This window comes from Nocardioides guangzhouensis, assembly GCF_004519545.1.
In the GTDB taxonomy this organism is placed as follows: Bacteria; Actinomycetota; Actinomycetes; order Propionibacteriales; family Nocardioidaceae; genus Nocardioides; species Nocardioides guangzhouensis.
On record NZ_SDKM01000004.1, the window covers coordinates 1 to 21553 of the forward strand.

Consider the following 21553-nt stretch of genomic DNA (forward strand, 5'->3'; position numbering starts at 1 on the left):
TCGGCCATCAAGACCGGGCACCTCGGCCATCAAGACCGGGCACCTCGGCCATCAAGACCGGGCACCTCGGCGGGGATATTGGTGCGACGGGTGTCGGGCCCCGCTGGTTGAATCGGCCGGGTGCCCGCTCTAGACCGCTTCCTGCCACCCACGCCGCTCGCCCGACGCCTGTCGATGCAGTCGATCCTGTTCGCGATCGGCGAGGGCACCTTCCTCACCGGCAGCGCGGTGTTCTTCACCCAGATCGTCGGGCTCACCGCGTTCCAGGTCGGCCTCGGCCTCTCGATCAGCGGCGTCGTCGCGTTCGCGCTCTCGGTGCCGATGGGCAAGCTCGCGGACCGGGTCGGGCCCAAGCAGATGTGGGCGGTCGCGGCGGCACTGGGCGGCGTGAGCTACCTCGCCTACCCGCTGATCCACGGGTTCGCGGCGTTCGCCGTGATCATCGCGATCCAGGCCACCATCGAGTCGGCGGGCAGCGCCGGCCGCGGGGCGTACACGATCGACGTCTTCCCACCCGCCGAGCGGGTCCGGTCGATGGCGTTCATGCGCAGCGCCCTCAACATCGGCTTCACGCTCGGCGCCCTGCTCGGCGGCATCGCGCTGGCGACCGGCAGTCGCACCGTGATCACCGCCGTACCCCTGCTCACCGCCGCGATCCTCGGCCTCAACGCAGTCCTGATCGCCCGGCTCCCTCGGGCCACGCACCACGAGAAGGGCGTGGTCGCCCCCGAGCGCAAGGTCACCCCCGCCGCGCTGCGCAACCGCGGCTTCGTGGTGCTCGGCATCTGCAACGGCGTCCTCCAGAGCAACCAGATCCTGCTCAACGTCGTCGTGCCGCTGTGGCTGGTGCAGGAGACGGACGCCCCGCACACGCTGCTGGCCTGGCTGTTCGGCACCAACACGGTGATGGCGGTGCTGCTCCAGGTGCCGGCCGCCCGGGGCTCGGACACGGTGCCGGGCGCGCTGCGCGCCGTCCGCCTGTGCGCGGCGTCGTTCGTGCTCTCCTGCGCACTGCTGCTGGTCACGCACGACACCGTCGGCTGGGTGTCGATCGTGCTGATCTGGCTCGGCCACGTCACCATCACCGGCGCCGAGCTGTTCCAGTCCGCCGCGTCGTGGGGGCTGGTCTCGGAGCTCTCCGACCCGCACCGCCGCGGGGAGTACCAAGGCGTCTGGCGCCTCGGCATGCAGTTCGAGAGCATCGTCGGCCCGGCCGCGTTCACGTTCCTCGCGCTCGAGTGGGGTACGACGGGCTGGGTGCTGATCGCGGCCATCGCGGTCGGCGCCGCGGCGGCCGCTCACCCGGCGGCCCGGGCGGCGCAGCGGTACCTCGCTGCCGAACCGGCGGCCGTGACTGCTTGAATCGTCCCTCGTGACGACCTCCGCCCCCACCACGCCGGCCCAGTGGGTGGCCGGCGCCCGGCCCCGGACCCTGCCTGCCGCGGTCGCTCCCGTGCTCGCCGGCACCGGCGTCGCGGCGTACGCCGACGGGCTGGTGTGGTGGAAGGCGCTGCTCGCGCTGGTGGTGTCGCTGGCGCTGCAGGTGGGCGTGAACTACGCCAACGACTACTCCGACGGCATCCGCGGCACCGACGCCGACCGGGTCGGCCCGATGCGGCTGGTCGGCTCCGGCGCGGCCAGCCCGACGGCGGTGAAGCGGGCCGCGTTCCTGGCGTTCGGCGTCGCCGCGGTCGCCGGGACGGTGCTCGCCGCGACCACCGCCTGGTGGCTGGTCGCGGTCGGCGCCGCCTGCGTGGTGGCCGCCTGGTTCTACACCGGCGGGTCGCGGCCGTACGGCTACATGGCGCTGGGCGAGGTCATGGTGTTCGTGTTCTTCGGGCTGGTCGCCGTGGTCGGCACGACGTACGTCCAGACCGAGTCGTGGGAGCCCGCCGCCCTCTGGGCCGGCATCGGCATCGGTGCGCTGGCGTGCGCGATCCTCGTGGTCAACAACCTCCGTGACATCCCCACCGACCGCGAGGTCGGCAAGCGCACGCTGGCGGTGCTGCTCGGCGACGAGCGCACCCGCGGCCTCTACGCCCTGCTGGTCGGCGCGGCCGCGGCCGCGGTGGTCGGCGTCGCCTCGGCCACGACCTGGTGGGCGCTGCTCGGCCTGGTCTTCCTGGCCCGCTGCGTCGCCCCGGCCCGCGCCGTCCTCGGCGGCGCGGTCGGCCCGGCCCTGGTCCCGGTCCTCGGCGCCACCGGTGCCGCCGAGCTGATCTGGTCGGTCGCGGTCGCGGTCCCGCTGTTCGTCGCCTGAGTCGTCACGACGCGCCGGACGTCATCCGGATCGGTCGCCCGGGCAGGGTCGCCCGGGCAGCCAGCTCGCATGACGTCCGACGGCGACCAGGACCGACGTACGCTCGACGCATGGGGATCCTGATCTTCCTGGTCATCGTCGGCGCGCTGGTCGCGGCCTACGTCTACCGCGTGCAGATCCTGGCGAAGGTCCTCGGCCAGGACGAGAGCCGGGTACGCCGCCGCCTCGAGCGCCGCAAGGACTGACCGTCCGACCGCACCAATGGGTCACGAGCCGCTTGCTGCTGCCCGAAATCCCTGCGGTGGGGACCGAACCGCATGATCCGTGACGGTCAGCGGGGCTCGGCCCAGACCCCGGTCCGGCCGAACGCCTCCAGCGTCTCGAGGTACGGCGCGATGTCGATGCCCTGCGCCGCCAGCCAGTCGTCGTCGTAGTACGTCGCGGCGTACCGCTCGCCGCCGTCGCACAGCAGCGTGACGACCGACCCGCTCAGCCCCGCCTCCCGCATCCCGGCGATCTGGTGCAGCGCCCCCCACAGCGCGGTGCCGGTCGAGCCACCCACGGGTCGCCCGGTGATCTCGGTGCACCAGCGCGCGGCCGCGATCGAGGCGGCGTCGGGGACCGAGATCATGCAGTCGACCACGCTGGGCAGGAACGACGGCTCGACGCGCGGCCGGCCGATCCCCTCGATCCGGGAGCCCGCCCCGACGGCCGACGGGTCGTCGTCGAGCCAGCCGCGGAAGAACGCGGAGTTCTCGGGGTCGACCACGCACAGCCGGGTGTCGAAGCGGCGGTAGCGGATGTAGCGCCCGATCGTCGCGGAGGTGCCGCCGGTGCCGGCACCGACGACCACCCAGGCCGGCACCGGGAACCGTTCCTCGGCGAGCTGGGCGAAGATCGACTCGGCGATGTTGTTGTTGCCGCGCCAGTCCGTCGCCCGCTCGGCGTAGGTGAACTGGTCCAGGTAGTGGCCGCCGGTCTCGGCCGCGAGCCGCCGCGACTCGTCGTAGATCGCGCCCGGGTCGTCGACGAGGTGGCAGCGGCCGCCCTGGAACTCGATCAGCGCGATCTTCTCCGGCGACGTCGACCGCGGCATGACCGCCACGAACGGCAGCCCGAGCAGCCGCGCGAAGTACGCCTCGGAGACCGCGGTCGACCCGGACGACGCCTCGATGATGGTGGTGCCCGGCCCGATCCACCCGTTGCACAGTGCGTAGAGGAACAGCGACCGCGCCAGCCGGTGCTTGAGCGAGCCGGTCGGGTGCACCGACTCGTCCTTGAGGTAGAGGTCGATCCCCCAGTCCGCCGGCAGCGGGAACACGTGCAGGTGGGTGTCGGCGGAGCGGTTCGCGTCGGCCTCGACCCGGCGTACCGCTTCGTTCAGCCAGGCCCGGTCCGGGTCCGGTCCGCCGGCCGGACGCCCGACCGTGCAGCACCCGTCGCTGCGCGCCTCACGGACCGCCCCCGTCACCGACGGGGACACCGCGGGCGGGCGGGTCACGACGGCGATTCCCCCGTGCGGTCGACGGTGCCGTCGGCGGGCTCGTCGACGTCCTCGCGGGCCTTGCGCTCCTCGAACTTCGCCGAGGCGCGCGCAGCCCGGGTCTGCACCTTGCGGGCGAACCGCTCGCGGGCCCCGTTGAGGAGGAAGTACGACGCGATGCCGGACACGATGAAGGCGAGCACGACCGCCCAGAGCACGGGGACGCTGTCGGTGAAGAGCCCCCAGACTCCGACGACGATGCCGAAGGCTCCCGCGAACAGCGCGATCCGCAGGGCCGTGTAGACGAGGAACTCCTTCACGAGACCACCTTAGGTCCCGCCCATCGGGGTCCTACCATGAGGGTGTGGGCAAGTTCTTCCTCGCGGTCGCGGTCATCGCCGTGATCATCTACGTCGTCACCCGTCTCATCGAGACGCGTGGTCGGCTGTTCCGCAGCACCCCGTCGCGCCGGCCGCTGCTGCCGCCGCGCAACCCGGGCCGCCCGATCGGGCCCGACGACGACCCGGACTTCCTGCGCGACCTCAACCGCCGTCGAAAGCGTCACGAGGACGAAGCCTGAGCGGTCACCCGCTCGACCACGGCCGCCGGTGATGCCGGCGCGGCGTAGGAGTGCTGCGAGCTCCCGCCGAAGAAGAAGTTGATGCCGATGAAGTTGAACCACAGCGTCGCCATTCCCACGATCGCGATCAGCGCGGCGTTGCGGCCCTTCCAGCCGGCGGTGGCGCGGGCGTGGAGGTACGCCGCGTAGACGACCCAGGTGATGAACGCCCAGACCTCCTTGGCGTCCCAGCCCCAGTAGCGCGACCAGGCGTAGTGCGCCCAGATCGGGCCGGCGATCAGCACCGCGAACGTCCACACCGGGAAGCCGAACGCGTGCAGGCGGTAGGACAGCCGGTCGAGGGCCTGGGGCGACGGCATCCGGGCGATGAAGCCGTTGCCGGTCTGCTCGCCGGCGCGCTCCTTGACCAGGTAGAGGATCGAGGCCATGCCGCCGAGCGTGAACGCGCCGGTGGCGATGATCGCGGCGACCACGTGGATCACCAGCCACGGCGAGGAGAGCGCCTCGGTGAGCGGGGCGACCTCCTCGTAGAGCGAGAGCTGGGCCAGCATCAGCACGCTGATCGTGAAGCCGGTGACGACCGGCGCAAGCCAGGCCAGGTGGTACTTGCGGAACAGCAGCAGGTAGAGGACCACGACGACCCAGGTGCCGGTCAGGACGAACTCGTACATGTTGCCCCAGGGCACCCGGTTCGGGTCGGCGGCCATGCCCCGCCCCAGCAGGCCGACGAACTGCACGACCGCGCCGATGACCGTCAGCAGCACCCCGAAGCGCCCGAACACCGCGGCCCGCTGGAGCCGCTGCTCGTCGTCGTCGCCGTCGGCCTCGACGTCGCCCAGGTCGGCGCCCCCGGCCGCGACCGGCACCCTGGCCTCGGTACGGCGCAGCGCGGCCCACTCGACCAGGTGCGCGAGGAACGCGAGGAAGTAGACGACCGCGACGACCGCGATCGCCTGGACGCTGAGCTGCTCCCACTGGGTGTTCGTCACGACTTCTCCTCCTGCGGCCGGCCCTGCAGCGCGGCCACGATCTGCTCCAGCTCGGCGGGTACGTCGCCCCCGCCGGAACGGTCGAGCCCGGCGACCTCCACCAGTGTGCCGTCCCCGTCGTCACCGGAGGAGTCCCCCTCCCGGCGGCGGACCCGGACCCACACCCGGCGTGGCCGGATGAACAGCGACCCGAGCAGGCCGATCAGCGCCAGGACGACGCCGGCGAGCGCGACGCCCTGCCCCGGCGTACGGCTGATCTGGACCCGGACCCACGGGTCCATCCCGTCGAAGGTCACCGACCCGGCGCCGTCGGGCAGGTCGACGGTCTGGCCCTGGAACAGGTCGACCCGGAACATGCTGCCGTCGTCCTTGGTCAGCTGCTTCATCCGGTCCTTGTCGAGCACGTAGACCGACTGCGGGTCGCCGGAGTCCATGCCGAGGTTCCCGGCGTAGGCGAGCATCGACAGCCGCGGGTTGCGGTCGTCGCCGAGCACGGACGTGGGGTTCCCGTTCACCATGAGGAAGGTCGGGTAGAGCAGCCCCTCGAGACCGATCTGCTTCGGGCGGGCGTCCGGCGCCTTGACCACCCCGAACGACGTGAACGTGGCCTGGTCCTCGGGCAGGAAGATCACCGGACCGGAGTAGGCGACGTCCCCGTTGCCGTCGCGCACGGTGATCCGCGGCGCGTAGCCGTGCCCGATCAGGAAGATGTCGGTGCCGCCGATCGACAGCGGGTGGTTGACCCGGAGCGGGTACTTCTTCTCCTCGCCGTCCGGGGTCTCGCGGTAGGTAAGGTCGGCGACGAACTTCTGGGCCATGCCCTTGCGCGGCCCGCTCATCAGCCACGTGATGTCGAACTTGTCGACGTCGAAGCTGAACGGCTCCATCGCCGAGGCCCGCATCAGGCTGCCGGGCACGAAGTCGTCGTACTGCGTGAGGTTGTTGGAGAAGCCGTTGCCCTCCACCACGATCACGCCGCCCTTGTAGCCCCACAGCGAGCCGATCGCGAACCCCGCCAGGACCACGAGCACGGCGAGGTGGAACAGCAGGTTGCCGGCCTCGCGCAGGTAGCCGCGCTCGGCGCTGACCGCGTCACCGCGGGTCTCGATCCGGTAGCGGCGTCCCTGCAGCACCCGGGCGGCACGCGCGAGCACCTCGTCGGGCGCCTCGTCGGTGGTGTACGTCGCGTGGTCCGGCAGCCGGGTCAGGTTGCGCGGCGCGGTGGGCGGCTTGGCGCGCAGGCCGCGCCAGTAGACGCGGGTGCGGGGCAGGATGCAGCCGACCAGCGAGACGACCAGCAGCAGGTAGATCGCGGAGAACCAGGCCGAGTCGAAGACCGAGAACAGCTGGAGCTTCTCGTAGACCGGGGTCAGCTTCGGGTGCCGCTCCTGCCACCGGGACACCGCGAACGCGTCGACGTCGGACTGCGGGATCACCGAGCCGGGGATCGCGGCGAGGGCGAGCAGGAACAGCAGGACCAGCGCGGTGCGCATCGACGTGAGCTGGCGCCAGCTCCAGCGCAGCAGCTCCTTCGCCGTCATCTCGGACGGCGTGCTGGTGGGCGGCTTGGGGGCGGTGGTCGTGGCCATCACACACTCGTCTCGAAGCCGACGATGAGGTGCACCTGCACCCAGTTCACGAGCCAGTCCCACCAGCCCGTGACCAGCAGCAGCCCGACCAGCACGAGCATGGCGCCGCCGATCCGGGTGATCCACACCTGGTGGCGGCGCAGGAACCCGAACGCGCCCAGCGCCCGCCGGTAGGCCAGCCCCGCCAGCACGAACGGGATGCCCAGCCCGAGCGCGTAGACGCCGGACAGCACCGCACCGCGGGCGGCGGTGGCCTCGTTGATCGAGAGCGTCAGGATCGCGCCGAGGGTGGGCCCGATGCAGGGAGTCCAGCCCAGCCCGAACAGGAAGCCGAGCAGCGGAGCGGCGGCCAGCCCGACCGCGGGCACCTGGTGCACGCGGACGTCGCGCTGCAGCCAGGGCACGAAGCCGATGAACGCCAGGCCGAGCACGATGACGAGGCAGCCCATGACGACCGTGATCTCGCGGCGGTAGGTCACCAGCCAGGAGCCGAACACACCCGACAGCGCCCCCAGCGCGACGAACACGACCGTGAAGCCGAGCACGAACAGCAGCGACCCGGCGAGCATCCGGCCGCGGCGGGCGTCCTCGAGGTCGGCGCCGGACAGGCCGGTGGCGTAGGAGAGGTAGCCCGGCAGCAGCGGGATCACGCAGGGCGAGAAGAACGACACGAGTCCGGCGACCAGGGCCACCGGGATCGCCAGCGCCAGCGACCCGGAGGTCGCGGACTCACGGAAGAAGTCACCCATCCTCGTCGACGACCTTCTGGATGATCGAGGTGAGCGTGGTGCTGCTCGGCAGGGTGCCGAGGATGCTCGCCGCGACCCGACCCTGCCGGTCGAGCACGACGGTGCTCGGGACCGAGTTCGGGGTCAGCGTGCCGTGGAAGCGGAGCAGGGTCTCGCCCTTGGGGTCGTAGATCGACGGGAACGGGATCCCGAAGGTGCGCACGTAGCCGCGCGCGTTCTCCTTCGAGGGGTCGCGCGCGTCGATGCCGAGGAACGCGACGTCGTTGCCGGTGGTCTTCTCGGCGGCCTCGACCAGGTCGGGAGCCTCCTTGCGGCAGTCGGTGCACCAGGCGCCCCACACGTTGACCACGACGACCTTGCCGCGGAGGTCCGCGACGTCGACGTCCTTGCCGTCGAGGTCCTCGCCGGCCAGCACGATGGGCTTGGCGCGATCACCGGGGTCGAGCTCGGTGATCTGCCCGTTGCCGGACACGTAGCCCTTCTCCCCGGTCCCCTGCAGGCTCGAGCAGCCCGTGAGCAGGAGCAGCGCGGCGAGCAGGCAGGCAGGCACCACCGACGCGGTGGTACGACGGCTGCGGGGGCGGGGCGGGAACGTCAGGGCCGGCGCTCCTCGGGGGCGTCTCCGGCGGAGAAGGGGGCGGCCTTGTCGCGCTGCGGAATCAGGTGCCCGGCCGGCTCGGAGTAGGCGATCGAGGTGAGCGTGTCGCCGGTGAAGTTGAACGAGGTGAGCGAGCACAGCGTGCACTGGCGCTTGCGCGGGTCGTGCAGGAAGGAGCGCTTCTCCGCGGCCAGCCTGGTGATCCAGATCGGCAGCTGGTGGGAGACCACCACCGCCTCGTGACCGCGGGCCGCGTCCCGGGCGTCGTCGACCGCGGCCTTCATCCGGGCCACGACCTCCTTGTAGGGCTCGCCCCACGACGGCTTCCACGGGTTCCACAGGTGCCGCCAGGTGGACGGGCTGCGGAGCGCGTTCTGCCCGCCGGCGAACCGGGACCCCTCGAAGATGTTCGTGGACTCGATGACCCGCTCGTCGGTCGAGATGGCGAGACCCCGGGCCTCGGCCAGCGGCCGCGCGGTCTCCTGCGCGCGCTCGAGCGGCGAGGAGAACAGGTGGGTGATGTCGCGGTCCTTGATCGCCTCGGCGACCACGCGCGCCATCTCGCTCCCGCGCTCCGAGAGGTGGTAGCCGTCGCGCCGTCCGTAGAGCACGCCCTCCGGGTTGTGGACCTCACCGTGCCGGAGCAGGTGCACGGTGGTCTTCACGGGCGTGGTCGGGGTGGCCTCGGTCATGCCTTCCCTCCGGCTCGGGCGGCGGCCTCGGCGGCCGCCGGCAGCGCGTCCAGGATCGTCTGCACGGCCCGGTCGTCGTGGGCCGCCGACAGGAACCACGCCTCGTACGCCGACGGAGGCAGGTGGATCCCTCGGTCGAGCATCGCATGGAAGAACGCGGCGTACGCCGGGAGGTCCTGGCGCTGGGCGCCCGCGAAGTCGGTGACGGCCTCGCCGGTGAAGAAGACCGAGAACATCGTGCCGGTGGACTGGATCGTGTGCGGGACGCCGGCCGCGGCCAGCGCCTCGGCGGCGCCGGCCTTCACGACGTCGCCGACCTGGTGGAGGTAGGTGTAGACCTCCTCGGTCGCGAGCCGCAGCGTGGTGAGCCCGGCGGTGGTCGCGACCGGGTTCCCGGAGAGGGTGCCGGCCTGGTAGACGGGGCCCTGCGGCGACAGCGCCGCCATCACGTCCGCCCGGCCCCCGAACGCGGCGGCCGGGAAGCCGCCGCCCATGACCTTGCCGAACGTCATCAGGTCGGGCCGCCAGCCCTCCACGGCGCCGTCGAGCCCCCACTGCCCGAGCCGGCTGGCGCGGAAGCCGGTCATCACCTCGTCGGAGACGAACAGGGCGCCGTGCCGGGCGCAGGTCTCGGCGAGGAACGCGTTGAAGCCGGGCGCCGGCGGGACGACGCCCATGTTGCCGGGGGCCGCCTCCGTGATCAGGCACGCGATCCGGTCGCCGTGCTCGGCGAACGCCGCCTCGACCGCGGTCCGGTCGTTGTAGGGCAGCACCAGGGTGAGCTCGGTGGCCGACGCGGGCACGCCGGGGGTGCTCGGCGAGGCGTTGCCGGGCTCGGCGAACGTCGCGAGGCCGGACCCGGCGCTGGCCAGCAGGGCGTCGACGTGCCCGTGGTAGCAGCCGGCGAACTTCACGACCAGGTCGCGGCCGGTGAACCCGCGGGCCAGCCGGATCGCCGACATGGTGGCCTCGGTGCCGGAGGAGACGAAGCGGATCGCCTCGATCGGCGCGCGCGACACGATCTCCTCGGCCAGCTCGACCTCGGGCACCGTGGGCGTGCCGTACGACGTGCCGCGGGCGACCGCCTCGGCGACCGCCGCCTGCACCTCGGGATGGGCGTGGCCCAGCAGCATCGGCCCCCACGAGCCGATCAGGTCGACGTACGCCGTGCCGTCGACGTCGGTGAGCCACGCGCCGCGGGCCGAGGCGATGAACCGGGGCGTACCGCCGACCGCGTCGAAGGCGCGGACCGGGGAGTTGACGCCACCGGGGGTGACCGCGCGGGCTCGCGCGAAGAGATGGGCGGACCGCTGCGTGCCGGCGGGCGCGGCGGTCTGCGTGGTCGGCTCGGGGGAGGTCACCGCTGCATTCTCCCCGACCGGCCCAAGGCACTGCACATCGGCGGATCCGGGACGGTTCGAGGTGTGACCCGGACGACTTCGGGGCACGATCATCCCGGTCCCCCACATCTCGGGAGGGCGGGGCGCCGGACCGCGGCACGTTACCGGGGCGTAACTCCGGGGCGATTGCGTCGTTTGTCCGATGTACCCGCGCGTGAGGGAGCGTGCAGGACGAAGCGATGGGGAGTGACGATTCGATGACCGCTCAGCGATTCGGTCGGGGCCAGAAGGCGATCACGCTGGTCCCGCTGGCCCTGCTGTCGGCCGCCTGGACCGCCAGCCTGGTCGGCGGCAGCACCGCGACGGCAGCCGGCGAGCCCGGTGTGCTGCCCGACGGCACCAGCATCCCGACGGACGCGGTGCAGGACCCCGCCAACTACTCCGACCCGGCCGACCTCGGCCTCACCGGCGGGTCGACCGCGAGCATCGTCCGCACCGCCTCGGTCAGCGGCATCCCGTCGGCCGCCCTCGCGGCGTACCAGCGCGCCGAGACCGTCATCAACGCCGCCGACCGCCGGTGCAACCTGCCCTGGCAGCTGGTCGCGGCGATCGGCCGGGTCGAGTCCGACCACGGTCGCTACGGCGGCAACACGCTCGGCGAGGACGGGGTCTCCCGGCCGGGCATCTTCGGCATCGCGCTCGACGGCACCAACGACACGCAGAAGATCGCCGACAGCGACGGCGGCCTCTACGACTCCGACGCGACGTGGGACCGCGCGGTCGGCCCGATGCAGTTCATCCCGACCACCTGGTCGGTGGTCGGCGTGGACGCGGACGGCGACACCAGGCGCAACCCCCAGGACATCGACGACGCGGCGCTCGCGACCGCGGTCTACCTCTGCTCCGGCGACGAGTCCCTCGACTCCGACGCCGGCCGGCGCGCGGCGGTGCACCGCTACAACCACTCCGACGCGTACGTCGACCTGGTGCTGCGCGTGATGCAGGCCTACCTGGACGGCGACTACACCTCATTGCCCAACAACACCACCGCCGCGGTCACGTTCTTCCCGCAGTACAGCGGCACCACCCGCCCCGTGCTCGAGCCCAAGTCCTCGTCGACCGGCCCGGGCGGCGGCGGCTCCACCTCAGGCGGTGGCACGACCGGCGAGGGCGGCAACGGCGGCGGCAGCAACGGTGGAGGCGGCACCACGACTCCACCCGGCGACGTGCCGACCCAAGGGCCGGGCGACACCGTGGGGAACACCGTCGACGACGTCCCGGTGGTGCCCGACGTGCTCGACCACGCCGAGGCGCTGGTGGTCTGTCGCGAGGAGCTCGGTGCGATCAGCGACCCGCTCAACCAGCTGGTCGGCGGCGACGCGATCTGCGCGGACAAGGTGCAGGGCAAGACCGAGGCGGAGGCGCGAAGCATCATCCCGAACACGCTCGCCGCCGCCCTCGCCTGGCTCGGCCTCGGCTGACCCGGCTCTCGCCCGACGGTTTCGAGACGCTCGCTGGCGCTCGCTCCTCGACCAGCGGAGGGCGGTGGTTGAGGAGGGCGGGCTGCGCGCCCGTCTCGAAACCACCGCGCGGCGGCGGCAGCTCAGCCGAGGAGGCGGGTGGCCTCCAGGGCCCAGTAGGTGAGCACGATGTCGGCGCCGGCGCGGCGGATCGAGGTCAGCGTCTCGAGGATCGCGGGCTCCCGGTCGATCCAGCCCTGGGCGGCGGCGGCCTCGACCATGGCGTACTCGCCGGAGATGTTGTAGGCCGCGACGGGGACGTCGACCGCGTCGCGCACCCGGCGGATCACGTCGAGATAGGCCAGCGCCGGCTTGACCATCACGATGTCGGCGCCCTCGGCGACGTCGAGCAGCGCCTCGCGCACGCCCTCCACGGCGTTCGCGCCGTCCTGCTGGTAGGTGCGGCGGTCGCCCTGGAGGGAGGAGTCCACGGCCTCGCGGAACGGGCCGTAGAAGGCGGAGGCGTACTTCGCGGAGTAGGCCAGGATCGCCACGTCGGAGGCGCCGGCCTCATCGAGCGCGGACCGGATCACCCGGACCTGCCCGTCCATCATCCCGCTGGGGCCGACCATGTCGACGCCGGCGGCCACGTGTGCGCGGGCCATGTCGCCGTACACCGCGAGGGTGGCGTCGTTGTCGACCTGCCCGGCGTCGTCGAGCACCCCGCAGTGGCCGTGGTCGGTGAACTCGTCGAGGCAGAGGTCGCTGACCACCGTGAGCGCGTCGCCGACCTCGTCCTTCACGTCGGCAATGGCGACGTTGAGGATCCCGTCGGGGTCCAGCGCACCGGAGCCGAACGCGTCCTTGCGCTCGGGCACACCGAACAGCACGACGCCGCCGAGCCCGGCCGAGGCTGCCTCGGCCGCGGCCTTCCGCAGCGACTCCCGGGTGTGCTGGACGACGCCCGGCATCGACGAGATGGGGAGCGGCTCCGTGGCGCCCTCGCGGACGAACAGGGGCAGCAGCAGCTGCCCGGGCTCGAGCGAGGTCTCGCGGACCAGGCGTCGCAGCGCAGGGGTGCGCCGCAGCCGGCGCGGCCGGATCGAGGGGACGTCCATGTGCTCCATCCTCGCACCGCCCTGCCGCGGCCGATCAGCGGCGGGTGCGGTCAGCTGCTGGTGGCCTTGCGGCGCGCGGCGGGCTTGCGCTCCGACGGACGGGTCACCGGCTGGCCGGCCTCGATCAGCGACGCCCGGCGGGCGGCGCCGAAGTCGGCGAGCGCGTCGACCAGCACCTCCACCGACGGCGACGACGCGAGGACGTCGACCCGCAGGCCGTGCTCCTCGGCGGTCTTCGCGGTGGCCGGTCCGATCACGGCGATCACCGTGGACGGGTGCGGCTTGCCGGCGATGCCGACCAGGTTGCGGACCGTGGACGAGGAGGTGAAGACCACCGCGTCGAACTTGCCGGTCTTGATCGCGTCGCGGGTCGGCGCCGGCGGCGGGGTGGCGCGGACGGTGCGGTACGCCGTGACGTCGTCGCACTCCCAACCGAGGTCGATCAGGCCGGCCACGAGGTTCTCGGTGGCGATGTCGGCGCGCGGGAGGAAGACCCGGTTGATCGGGTCCAGCACCTCGTCGTACGGCGGCCAGTCGGCCAGCAGCCCGGCCGCGGACTGCTCACCCGACGGCACCAGGTCGGCTCGCAGGCCCCAGGCCGCGATCGCGGCGGCGGTCTTGTCGCCGACCGCGGCGATCTTGAGGCCGGAGAAGGCCCGCGCGTCCAGGCCGTACTCCTCGAACTTCTCGCGGACCGCCTTCACCGCGTTGACCGAGGTGAACGCGATCCACTCGTAGCGGCCCTCGACCAGGCCGCGGACGGCCTTGTCCATCTGGAGCGGGTTGCGCGGCGGCTCGACGGAGATCGTGGGGACCTCCTCGGGCACCGCGCCGTACCCGCGCAGGCGCTGGGACAGCGAGCCGGCCTGCTCCTTGGTGCGCGGCACCAGGACGCGCCAGCCGAACAGCGGCTTGGTCTCGAACCAGGACAGCGCCTCACGCAGGTCGACCACGTCGCCGACGACGGTGATCGCGGGCGGCGCGATCTTGCTGGCGCGGGCGTCGGCAGCGATCCGGGCGAGCGTCGAGGTGACGGTGCGCTGCTTCGTCGTGGTGCCGACCTGGGTCATCGCCACCGGGGTCTCGGGCGAGCGCCCGGCGGCGACCAGTGCGTCGGCGATCTCGGCGATCGCGCCGACGGCGGAGAGCAGCACCAAGGTGCGGTCGTCGGCGTACCGCGACCAGTCGACGCGCTCGCCGCAGGTCACGACCGCGACCTCGCGGTTGCTCTTGGTGGTCAGCGGGATGCCGGCGTACGCCGGGACCGAGGTGACCGAGGAGACGCCCGGGACGATCTCGAAGCCGATGCCGGCCTTGGCGCAGGCCTGCGCCTCCTCGGGGCCGGAGGCGTAGAGGAACGGGTCGCCGCCCATGAGGCGGACCACGCGGAGGCCCCGTCTGGCGTGCTTGACGACGACCTTGGCGCGGGCGGCGTGGGTCAGCGGCTGGCCGTCCTCGCCGAAGCCGCCGTCGACCAGCTCCGGCCCGGGTCCGGGCTCGACGGTCTCGTTGCCCTCGTCGTCGACGACGACCGTGGGGGCCGGGAGGCCCAGCACCGAGCGGACCAGGTCGGCGTGCTCGGGGAGCTCGGTCACCACGACCTCGGCGCCGCGGAGGAGATCCGCGGCGCGCACGGTGAGCAGGTCGGGGTCACCGGGGCCGGCGCCCACGAACGACACCCACCCCTTGGCCTGACCCGGCGTGGTCACCGGGGTCACGGGGGTCTTGGCGATGGTCTTGCGTCCAGTCATGCCTGCTGCCTTCTAGCTGGTGGTTCGATCAGTGCTGCTGCGCCCTCGTCGAGCATCCCGGCGGCCAGCCGTTGCCCGACCCCTGCCGCGTCCGCGAGCGGGCCGCTCGCCGAGCGTCGGATCTCCACTCCCCCGTCCGGTGCGAGCGTCACCGCCCGCACCCAGACCTCCGGGCCGTCGTCCCCCTCGGCGACCTCCGCGAGCGAGCCGACCGGCGCCGAGCACCCCGCCTCGAGCGTGGCGAGCACCGCCCGCTCCGCGTCGACCGCGGCCCGCGTGAACGGGTCCTCCAGGTGCTCCCGGAGGCGTTCCACGAGGTCCGTGTCGTCGCTGCGGCACTCGACCGCCAGCGCACCCTGCCCGGGGGCGGGGAGCATCTGGATCGGGTCGATCACCTCGGTGACGACGTCGAGCCGGTCGATCCGGGCCAGCCCGGCGCGGGCGAGGACCACAGCGTCGAGCTCTCCCCCGGTCACCTTGCCGACCCGGGTGTCGATGTTCCCGCGAATCCCCGTGATCTCCAAGCCGAGGCCGAGGGCGTGCAGCTGGGCGACCCGGCGCGGCGACCCGGTGCCGACGACGCTGCCGACCGGCAGCTCGCCCAGGGTGAGGCCGTCACGGGCGACGAGGACGTCGCGCGGGTCCTCGCGGAGAGGTACGGCGGCCAGCGCGATGCCGGCGGCCGGACCGGTGGGGAGGTCCTTGAGGGAGTGCACCGCCACGTCGACCTTGCCGTCGAGCAGGGCGTCGCGGAGCGCGCTCACGAAGACGCCGGCACCGCCGAGGGTGGCCAGCGGGGCGCGGTTGACGTCACCCTCGGTGGTCACCTCGACCAGCTCGACCTCGACGCCGAGCCGCTCGGCGATCCGATCGGCGACCAGCGTGGACTGGGTGCGGGCCAGCAGCGAGGCACGGGTGCCGACCCTGATCGGGAGATTCATGAGGGAGCCCCCGGCCTGGTCACCGCGTCGACCGCGTCGGGGTCGAGCGCGAACAGCTCGCGCAGCGCGTCCGCGTAGGAGACGGCGCCGGCCTCGTTGACCAGCTCCTTGACCCGGGTGGTCGGCTGGTGGAGCAGCTTGTCGGCAACCCGGCGTACGGCCTGCTCGACCTCGGCGCGCGCGGCGGGGTCGAGGTCGGGGAGCCGGGTGAGCAGCCGCTCGATCTCGGCGTCGACGACGGAGGTGGCCATCGAGCGCAGCGCGACCACGGTCGGCGTGACGCTGGCCTGCTTGCGGGCGGCGAGGAACGCGCCGATCTCCTGGCCGACGATCGCACGGACGCCGGAGACCTCGCGGCTGGCGTCGGAGTCGCGGAAGTCGTCGGCGAGCTGGCGCAGTCCGATCAGCGAGACCCCGGGGAGGTCGGCGACGGCCGGGTCGACGTCGTGCGGGAGCGCGAGGTCGATGATCGCCAGCGGATGGGGCGCGCCGGCACGGGCCGCCTGCACCATGGCGAGGGGCACGACGACTCCGGTGGCGCCGGTGCTCGAGATGAGGACGTCGGTCTCGGCCAGGGCCGCCGGGAGCCCGTCCATCGGCAGCGAGCGGGCGGCGTACTCGGCGGCGAGCCGCTGGGCGTTGCTGTCGGTGCGGTTGACCACCGCGATGTCGACCGCGCCGAGGCGGGCGGCGGTGGAGACCGCGAGCGAGGCCATCGCACCGGCGCCGACGACCAGCACCCGCCGGCCGGCGAGGGTGCCGCCGGGGACGGCCTGGTCGAGCGCCGCGGTCACCATCGAGGGCGCCGCCCGGTCGATGTCGGTCTCGGCACGGGAGCGCTTGCCGACCCGCAGCGCCTGCTGGAACAGGACGTTGAGCGCCGGGCCGACGGTGCCGAGCTCCTGCCCGAGGCGCAGCGCCTCGCGGGCCTGGCCGAGGATCTGGCCCTCGCCGACCACCATCGAGTCGAGGCCGGCGGCGACGTGGAAGAGGTGGGAGACCGCGCCGTCGTCGTAGTGGACGTAGAGGTGCGGCAACACCTCCGCGGTCGCCTGGCCGGCCCGCTCGCAGAGCAGGCGGGAGATCTCCTCGACGCTGCCGTGGAAGCGGTCGACGTCGGAGTAGACCTCGATCCGGTTGCAGGTGGCCAGCACGGTCGCCTCGGTGACGTGCTCGCCAGCGGAGACGTCGCCGACCAGCTTCGCGACCCCGTCGGGGTCGAGCGCGAGGCGCTCCAGGACGTCGACTGGGGCGGTCTTGTGGGACACCCCGACCACGAGGACGCTCATGCCGTCACCCCCGCAGCCGTGCCGGCCCGTCGGGACGGGCGCTGCCCGCCCTCCTCGGGAGCGCCCTTGCGCTGTTCGTGGTAGGCGAGGATCTGGAGCTCGATCGAAAGGTCGACCTTGCGCACGTCGACGCCGTCCGGGACCGACAGCACGGTGGGCGCGAAGTTGAGGATGCTGGTGATGCCGGAGGCGACCATGCGGTCGGCGACGTCCTGGGCGGCCACGGCGGGGGTGGCGATCACGCCGATCGCGACCTGCTGCTGGTCGACGATGTCCTCGAGCTCGTCGAACGGGCGGACCGGGAGGCCGGCGACCTGCTCGCGGTGCCGCTCCGGCGCCGCGTCGAGCAGCGCCACGACCCGGAAGCCGCGGGACCGGAAGCCGGAGTAGTTCGCCAGCGCGTGGCCCAGGTTTCCGATGCCGACGATGATGACCGGCCAGTCCTGGGTGACCCCGATCTCGCGGGCGATCTGGTAGCGCAGGTAGTCGACGTCGTACCCGACGCCGCGGGTGCCGTAGGAGCCGAGGTAGGAGAGGTCCTTGCGCAGCTTGGCGCTGTTGACCCCGGTGGCCGCGGCCAGGTCCTCGCTGGAGCAGGTCCCGATGCCGCGCTCCTCGAGAGCGGTGAGCGCCCGCAGGTAGACCGGCAGCCGGGCGACGGTGGCCTCGGGGATGTCCCGTCCGGGGCCGCGCGAGGGTGCCTCCGCGGGCACCTCGGAGGGCACGCCCGCGGGGAGGTTCGACGGGACACCCGAGACAGCCGCGACCTGGTCAGGGCCTGTCTCTCCGGGCGTCCGCGCAGTCAACTGTCTCGTCTCCAGGAGCCACCCGGCACCGGTCCGACCCCGGACGGGTCCCGGGGCGTCGGCCGTGGCGGCTCGATCACTGTAGGAGTTTGTGAACTGGAGAACAAACTGAGAAGTGCCGGGCGCTAGCACATGTGGGATGGCTCACGCCGCGCGGGGTGCGGGTCAGCCCGAGGGAGGGGTCGCGAGGGCGGTCCTGAGCCGGTCCTCGTCGACCCGCCAGAAGTCGTGCTGGCGACCGTCCACCAGGGTCACCGGCACCTCGTCCGACCACTGCGGAGGCAGCCCGTCGGTCTCGTCCACATCGACCTCGACGTACTCCTCACCGAGGTCGGTGCACACCCGCTCGACCACGGCGCGCGCGGTGTCGCAGAGGTGGCAGCCCTGCCGCGAGACCAGGGTGACCCGGGCGGTCACTGACCGTCCTCGAGCAGCGCGACCGTACGGCGCCGCTCGGCCGCGCGGAGCCGGCCCTTCTGCACCTTGCCGGTGACGGTGTAGGGCAGCTCGTCGACCACGTGCACGGTCGTCGGCTGCTTGAACCGGGCCAGCCGGGTGGCGCAGTGGGCGAGCACCGCGTCGCGCACCCGGTCCTCGGGGCCGTCGGCGACGACGTACGCGACCACCGCCTCGCCGGTGCGCTCGTCTGCGACCCCGATCACCGCGGCAGCCGAGACCCCGTCGACCTCGGTGATGACGTCCTCCACCTCGACCGGGAAGACGTTGAAGCCGGACACGATCACCAGCTCCTTGCGGCGGTCGACCAGGACCAGGTCGCCGTCGGGGTCGAGGAAGCCGACGTCGCCGGTGAGCCACCAGCCCTCGCCGTCCGGGCCGTCGGCGCCGTCCGGCCAGTAGCCGGAGAAGAGGTTCGCGCCCCGGATCTCGATCTCACCGGGGTCACCGGGCTCGGGGGCGTGGCCCTGGTCGTCGACCAGGCGGATGTCGATGCCGGGCAGGGCCGCGCCCACCGACCCGGCTTGCGCGTGCGGGGAGCAGAGGGTGGAGGTGACCACCGGGGACGCCTCGGTCAGGCCGTAGCCCTGGTGGACGGGGACGCCGGTCGCGGCCTCGAACGCGTCGATGACCTCGGCGGACAGCGGCGCGGAGCCGGACAGCACCGTGCGGACCGGGCCGAGCCGCTCACGGAGGTCGTCGATCGCCAGCCACTGCGCGAAGACCGGCGGCGCGACCGGGACCACGCTGACCGCCTCGTCCTCGATCAGGTCGAGGGTGCCCGAGGGCTCGAACCGCTCTGCGAGGACCAGCCGGGCCCGCTGTCGCAGGGTGCCGCCGAGCACGGCGTTGAGCCCGTAGACGTGGAACAGCGGCAGCACCCCCAGGACCACGTCGTCGGCGGTGATCATCGGCGGCTCGACCGAGGCCACCTGCTCGATGTTGGCCAGCAGCGCCCGGTGGCTGAGCATCGCGCCGCGTGGCCGGCCCGAGGTGCCGCTGGTGTAGAGGAGCGCGGCCAGCACCTCGGCGTCCTGCTGCGGCGGCAGCGGGCGGCCCGGGTCGGCCAGCAGGTCGGCGTACGTGCGCTCGCCGTCGCCGGTGGGGGCGCCGACCACCACGACCTGGGGCAGCGCCGAGTCCGGGGACCAGATGCCCTCGGTGTCCTCGACCTCGCCGTCGCGGGCCCGGACCAGCAGGGTCATGGCCTCGCGCACGCCCGCGACGGTGTCGGAGTCGCCGACCACCATCCGCGAGCCGGAGTGCGCGACCGTCCGGGCCAGCTCCCCGGCGGTCGAGCGCGGGTTGACCGGGACCGCGACGAACCGGGCCCGGAGCGCCCCGAGGTAGGTGGTGACGAACTCGATCCGGTTGCCCAGCGCGATGGTCACCCGGGACCCCCCGACCAGGCCGGCGGCACCGAGGCCGGCCGCGACGCGGCTGGTCTCGTCGTCGAGCTGGGACCAGGTGAGCCGGCGACCGCCGGAGGCCTCCACGACCGCGACCCCGTCCGGCCGGTCCTGCGCTGCCGCGGTCAGCAGGTCGGCCACGGAGTTCGTCATGGGCCGATACTTCCACACCGATACGCTGGCCCGGTGACCCCGGAGAAGCGGCGCACCCCGCCCCGCCACATCGATCTGAAGGTGCGCTCGACCCTCGCCGGGGAGGCGGCCGCCGCAGCCGCCGAGGTCGAGACCGCGCTCGACGTTCCCTCCGACCCGACCAGCGCGGCCTTCTTCGACGTGGACAACACGGTCATGCAGGGCGCCAGCATCTTCCACCTCGCGCGGGGGTTGTACCGGCGCAAGTTCTTCACGACGCGCGACATCCTCGGGGCGGCGTACAAGCAGGCCTACTTCCGGTTCGTCGGCGTCGAGGACCCCGAGCACGTCGCCGAGACCCGGGCCTCCGCGCTGGCGTTCATCGCCGGGCACACCGTCGCCGAGCTCGAGGACCTCGGCGAGGAGATCTTCGACGAGGCGATGGCGCACCGCATCTGGCCGGGCACCCGCGCCCTCGCCCAGCTCCACCTCGACCAGGGCCAGCGGGTCTGGCTGGTCACCGCCGCACCCATCGAGATCGCCCAGATCATCGCCCGCCGGCTCGGGCTCACCGGCGCCATGGGCACCGTCGCCGAGCACGTCGACGGCGTCTACACCGGCCGGCTGGTCGGCGACATGCTGCACGGGCCCGCCAAGGGCGAGGCGGTCAAGGCGCTGGCGGCGCGGGAGAACCTCGACCTGAGCCGCTGCTCGGCGTACTCCGACTCCTACAACGACCTCCCGTTGCTGTCGCTGGTCGGGGACCCGTGCGCGATCAACCCCGACGCCAGGCTCCGGGCGCACGCCCGGGCCAACGGGTGGCGGGTCCGCGACTACCGCACCGGCCGGAAGGCCGCCCGGGCCGGCCTGGTCACCGGCGCCGTCGCCGGGGCGATCGGCGGCGCGGTGGCCGCTGCCACGGCAGTGCGCCGCAGTCGCGTCCGTTGACTCACGCCCCAGGGTTTGCACGGGCGAGGGTGGCCTGGGTCACAATGGGAGAACGACCGTTCACAGAACGGGGATTACTGCCTACTGTGGTTACCGGTCCGTAGGGGCTAGGTCACACTAGTCCAGAGGGGTCATATCGGGAGGCTCGAGCATGGCATGGGGAGAGCGCGACCTGACGCGCGGTCTGGCGGCACTGCGTGCCGCCGTGCTGGCCGCGCTCGCCGGTCCCCCGCAGCCTGCGCTCGCCCACACCGGGTTCGTGCGCCCCGACACCTCCGCCGTCCGGCGCGGCCCCCGCCTCGGCGCCGGCCTGCTGCTGAGCGAGGCCACCGCGGACGCCGGGATGCTCGCCGGCGGGTACGGCGACGCCGACCTGGCCGCCTCCTCCGAGGATGACGAGGCCGAGCGGGAGCGGCTGATCGCGCTGGTCGAGCTGGCTCGCGGCGGCGACAAGGAGGCGTTCGGCCTCCTCTTCGACCACTACCACGGGTCGGTCTACCGCTTCCTCTTCTACCGCACCCGCTCGCAGACGCTGGCCGAGGACCTCGCCTCGGAGACGTTCTTCCGGGCGCTGCGCTCGATGAACTCGTTCCGCTGGCAGGGCAAGGACTTCGGCGCCTGGCTGATGACCATCGCCCGCAACCTGGCCACCGACCACTTCAAGGCCGGTCGCACCCGGCTCGAGCTGGCCACCGACGACATGGCGGTCCACGACGCCCCGGCCGAGGGGCCGGAGAGCATGGTCCTGGACGCCCTCACCAACGAGGCGCTGCTCACCGCGTTGAAGGAGCTGCCCAAGGAGCAGCAGGAGTGCCTGATCATGCGCTTCCTCCAGGGCCTGAGCATCGCCGAGACCGCACAGGTCCTCGGCCGGTCCGACGGGGCGGTCAAGCAGCTCCAGCTGCGCGGGGTGCGGAACCTCGCCAAGCTGCTCCCCGAAGGGCTGAGGGACCGATGAGCATC

General features: G+C 72.9%; 22 protein-coding genes. 7 read left to right on the top strand and 15 right to left on the bottom strand.

The genetic code is table 11. The features are described from left to right. The first annotated feature begins 120 nt into the window (after positions 1–120). The 3 genes from EKO23_RS03670 to EKO23_RS26395 all read left to right on the top strand — a co-directional run bounded on the left by EKO23_RS03670 (position 121) and on the right by EKO23_RS26395 (position 2505). A complete protein-coding gene (locus EKO23_RS03670) occupies positions 121–1362 on the top strand; it encodes an MFS transporter (RefSeq protein WP_246050880.1) in 1242 nt (413 codons plus the stop codon). Positions 1363–1372: 10 nt separating this feature from the next. Next, positions 1373–2260, top strand: coding sequence for a 1,4-dihydroxy-2-naphthoate polyprenyltransferase (locus EKO23_RS03675; RefSeq protein ID WP_134714220.1), 888 nt, complete (start codon positions 1373–1375; stop codon positions 2258–2260). Between the two features lie 110 nt (positions 2261–2370). Then, complete coding sequence (locus EKO23_RS26395) at positions 2371–2505, top strand: hypothetical protein (RefSeq protein WP_281280847.1); 135 nt, start codon at positions 2371–2373, stop codon at positions 2503–2505. A gap of 86 nt (positions 2506–2591) precedes the next feature. On the opposite strand, the gene cds1 is transcribed toward EKO23_RS26395, so the two are convergent. Together cds1 and EKO23_RS03685 are read right to left on the bottom strand one after the other, a co-directional pair. Beyond that, a complete protein-coding gene (cds1, locus tag EKO23_RS03680) occupies positions 2592–3644 on the bottom strand; it encodes an L-cysteine desulfhydrase Cds1 (protein ID WP_134714528.1) in 1053 nt (350 codons plus the stop codon). A 113-nt stretch (positions 3645–3757) separates the two neighbouring features. After that, complete coding sequence (locus tag EKO23_RS03685; protein WP_134714222.1) at positions 3758–4063, bottom strand: DUF4229 domain-containing protein; 306 nt, start codon at positions 4061–4063, stop codon at positions 3758–3760. A gap of 44 nt (positions 4064–4107) precedes the next feature. Between EKO23_RS03685 and EKO23_RS03690 the strand changes: the two genes are divergently transcribed. Beyond that, a complete protein-coding gene (locus tag EKO23_RS03690) occupies positions 4108–4323 on the top strand; it encodes a hypothetical protein (protein ID WP_134714224.1) in 216 nt (71 codons plus the stop codon). On the opposite strand, the gene ccsB is transcribed toward EKO23_RS03690, so the two are convergent. The 6 genes from ccsB to hemL are packed head-to-tail and all read right to left on the bottom strand — an operon-like array spanning position 4305 to position 10301. Beyond that, positions 4305–5312 (bottom strand): c-type cytochrome biogenesis protein CcsB, encoded by a 1008-nt coding sequence (gene ccsB / locus EKO23_RS03695; protein ID WP_134714226.1) that lies wholly within the window; start codon positions 5310–5312, stop codon positions 4305–4307. The two genes, EKO23_RS03690 and ccsB, sit on opposite strands and share 19 nt — an antisense overlap. Continuing rightward, complete coding sequence (gene resB, locus EKO23_RS03700) at positions 5309–6901, bottom strand: cytochrome c biogenesis protein ResB (protein WP_134714228.1); 1593 nt, start codon at positions 6899–6901, stop codon at positions 5309–5311. The genes ccsB and resB overlap by 4 nt, the downstream gene beginning before the upstream one ends. Further along, on the bottom strand, positions 6901–7650 hold the full coding sequence (locus EKO23_RS03705) for a cytochrome c biogenesis CcdA family protein (RefSeq protein ID WP_134714230.1): 750 nt from the start codon (positions 7648–7650) through the stop codon (positions 6901–6903). The genes resB and EKO23_RS03705 overlap by 1 nt, the downstream gene beginning before the upstream one ends. Continuing rightward, positions 7643–8203, bottom strand: a complete 561-nt coding sequence (locus EKO23_RS03710) for a TlpA disulfide reductase family protein (protein WP_167880313.1) — start codon at positions 8201–8203, stop codon at positions 7643–7645. The genes EKO23_RS03705 and EKO23_RS03710 overlap by 8 nt, the downstream gene beginning before the upstream one ends. 41 nt (positions 8204–8244) lie before the next feature. After that, complete coding sequence (locus EKO23_RS03715) at positions 8245–8940, bottom strand: histidine phosphatase family protein (protein WP_134714235.1); 696 nt, start codon at positions 8938–8940, stop codon at positions 8245–8247. Next, positions 8937–10301, bottom strand: a complete 1365-nt coding sequence (gene hemL / locus EKO23_RS03720) for a glutamate-1-semialdehyde 2,1-aminomutase (protein WP_246050881.1) — start codon at positions 10299–10301, stop codon at positions 8937–8939. The genes EKO23_RS03715 and hemL overlap by 4 nt, the downstream gene beginning before the upstream one ends. 236 nt (positions 10302–10537) lie before the next feature. Here hemL and EKO23_RS25765 point away from each other — a divergent pair, with 236 nt between their 5' ends. Next, positions 10538–11761: a lytic transglycosylase domain-containing protein gene (locus tag EKO23_RS25765; protein ID WP_217702444.1), complete on the top strand. Its 1224-nt coding sequence runs from the start codon at positions 10538–10540 to the stop codon at positions 11759–11761. 122 nt (positions 11762–11883) lie between these two features. Here EKO23_RS25765 and hemB read toward each other — a convergent pair whose 3' ends face one another. The 7 genes from hemB to EKO23_RS03760 all read right to left on the bottom strand — a co-directional run bounded on the left by hemB (position 11884) and on the right by EKO23_RS03760 (position 19663). Beyond that, positions 11884–12858 carry a porphobilinogen synthase gene (gene hemB, locus EKO23_RS03730; protein ID WP_246050882.1) on the bottom strand — a complete coding sequence of 325 codons (975 nt, stop codon included), beginning with the start codon at positions 12856–12858 and terminating at the stop codon, positions 11884–11886. Between the two features lie 50 nt (positions 12859–12908). After that, entirely contained in the window at positions 12909–14609 is a 1701-nt protein-coding gene (locus tag EKO23_RS03735; protein WP_134714241.1) for a bifunctional uroporphyrinogen-III C-methyltransferase/uroporphyrinogen-III synthase, read from the bottom strand. Continuing rightward, positions 14606–15550: a hydroxymethylbilane synthase gene (hemC, locus tag EKO23_RS03740; RefSeq protein ID WP_134714244.1), complete on the bottom strand. Its 945-nt coding sequence runs from the start codon at positions 15548–15550 to the stop codon at positions 14606–14608. Before hemC ends, EKO23_RS03735 begins: the two co-directional genes overlap by 4 nt. After that, positions 15547–16839 (bottom strand): glutamyl-tRNA reductase, encoded by a 1293-nt coding sequence (locus tag EKO23_RS03745; RefSeq protein WP_134714246.1) that lies wholly within the window; start codon positions 16837–16839, stop codon positions 15547–15549. The genes hemC and EKO23_RS03745 overlap by 4 nt, the downstream gene beginning before the upstream one ends. After that, positions 16836–17564: a redox-sensing transcriptional repressor Rex gene (locus EKO23_RS03750; RefSeq protein ID WP_217702445.1), complete on the bottom strand. Its 729-nt coding sequence runs from the start codon at positions 17562–17564 to the stop codon at positions 16836–16838. Before EKO23_RS03750 ends, EKO23_RS03745 begins: the two co-directional genes overlap by 4 nt. Positions 17565–17810: 246 nt before the next feature. After that, a complete protein-coding gene (locus EKO23_RS03755; RefSeq protein ID WP_134714248.1) occupies positions 17811–18062 on the bottom strand; it encodes a glutaredoxin family protein in 252 nt (83 codons plus the stop codon). Continuing rightward, positions 18059–19663: a class I adenylate-forming enzyme family protein gene (locus EKO23_RS03760; protein WP_134714250.1), complete on the bottom strand. Its 1605-nt coding sequence runs from the start codon at positions 19661–19663 to the stop codon at positions 18059–18061. Before EKO23_RS03760 ends, EKO23_RS03755 begins: the two co-directional genes overlap by 4 nt. Before the next feature lie 33 nt (positions 19664–19696). Here EKO23_RS03760 and EKO23_RS03765 point away from each other — a divergent pair, with 33 nt between their 5' ends. Continuing rightward, positions 19697–20590: an HAD family hydrolase gene (locus EKO23_RS03765; protein WP_134714252.1), complete on the top strand. Its 894-nt coding sequence runs from the start codon at positions 19697–19699 to the stop codon at positions 20588–20590. A gap of 151 nt (positions 20591–20741) precedes the next feature. Beyond that, a complete protein-coding gene (locus EKO23_RS03770) occupies positions 20742–21548 on the top strand; it encodes a sigma-70 family RNA polymerase sigma factor (protein ID WP_134714254.1) in 807 nt (268 codons plus the stop codon). Positions 21549–21553 lie beyond the last annotated feature (5 nt).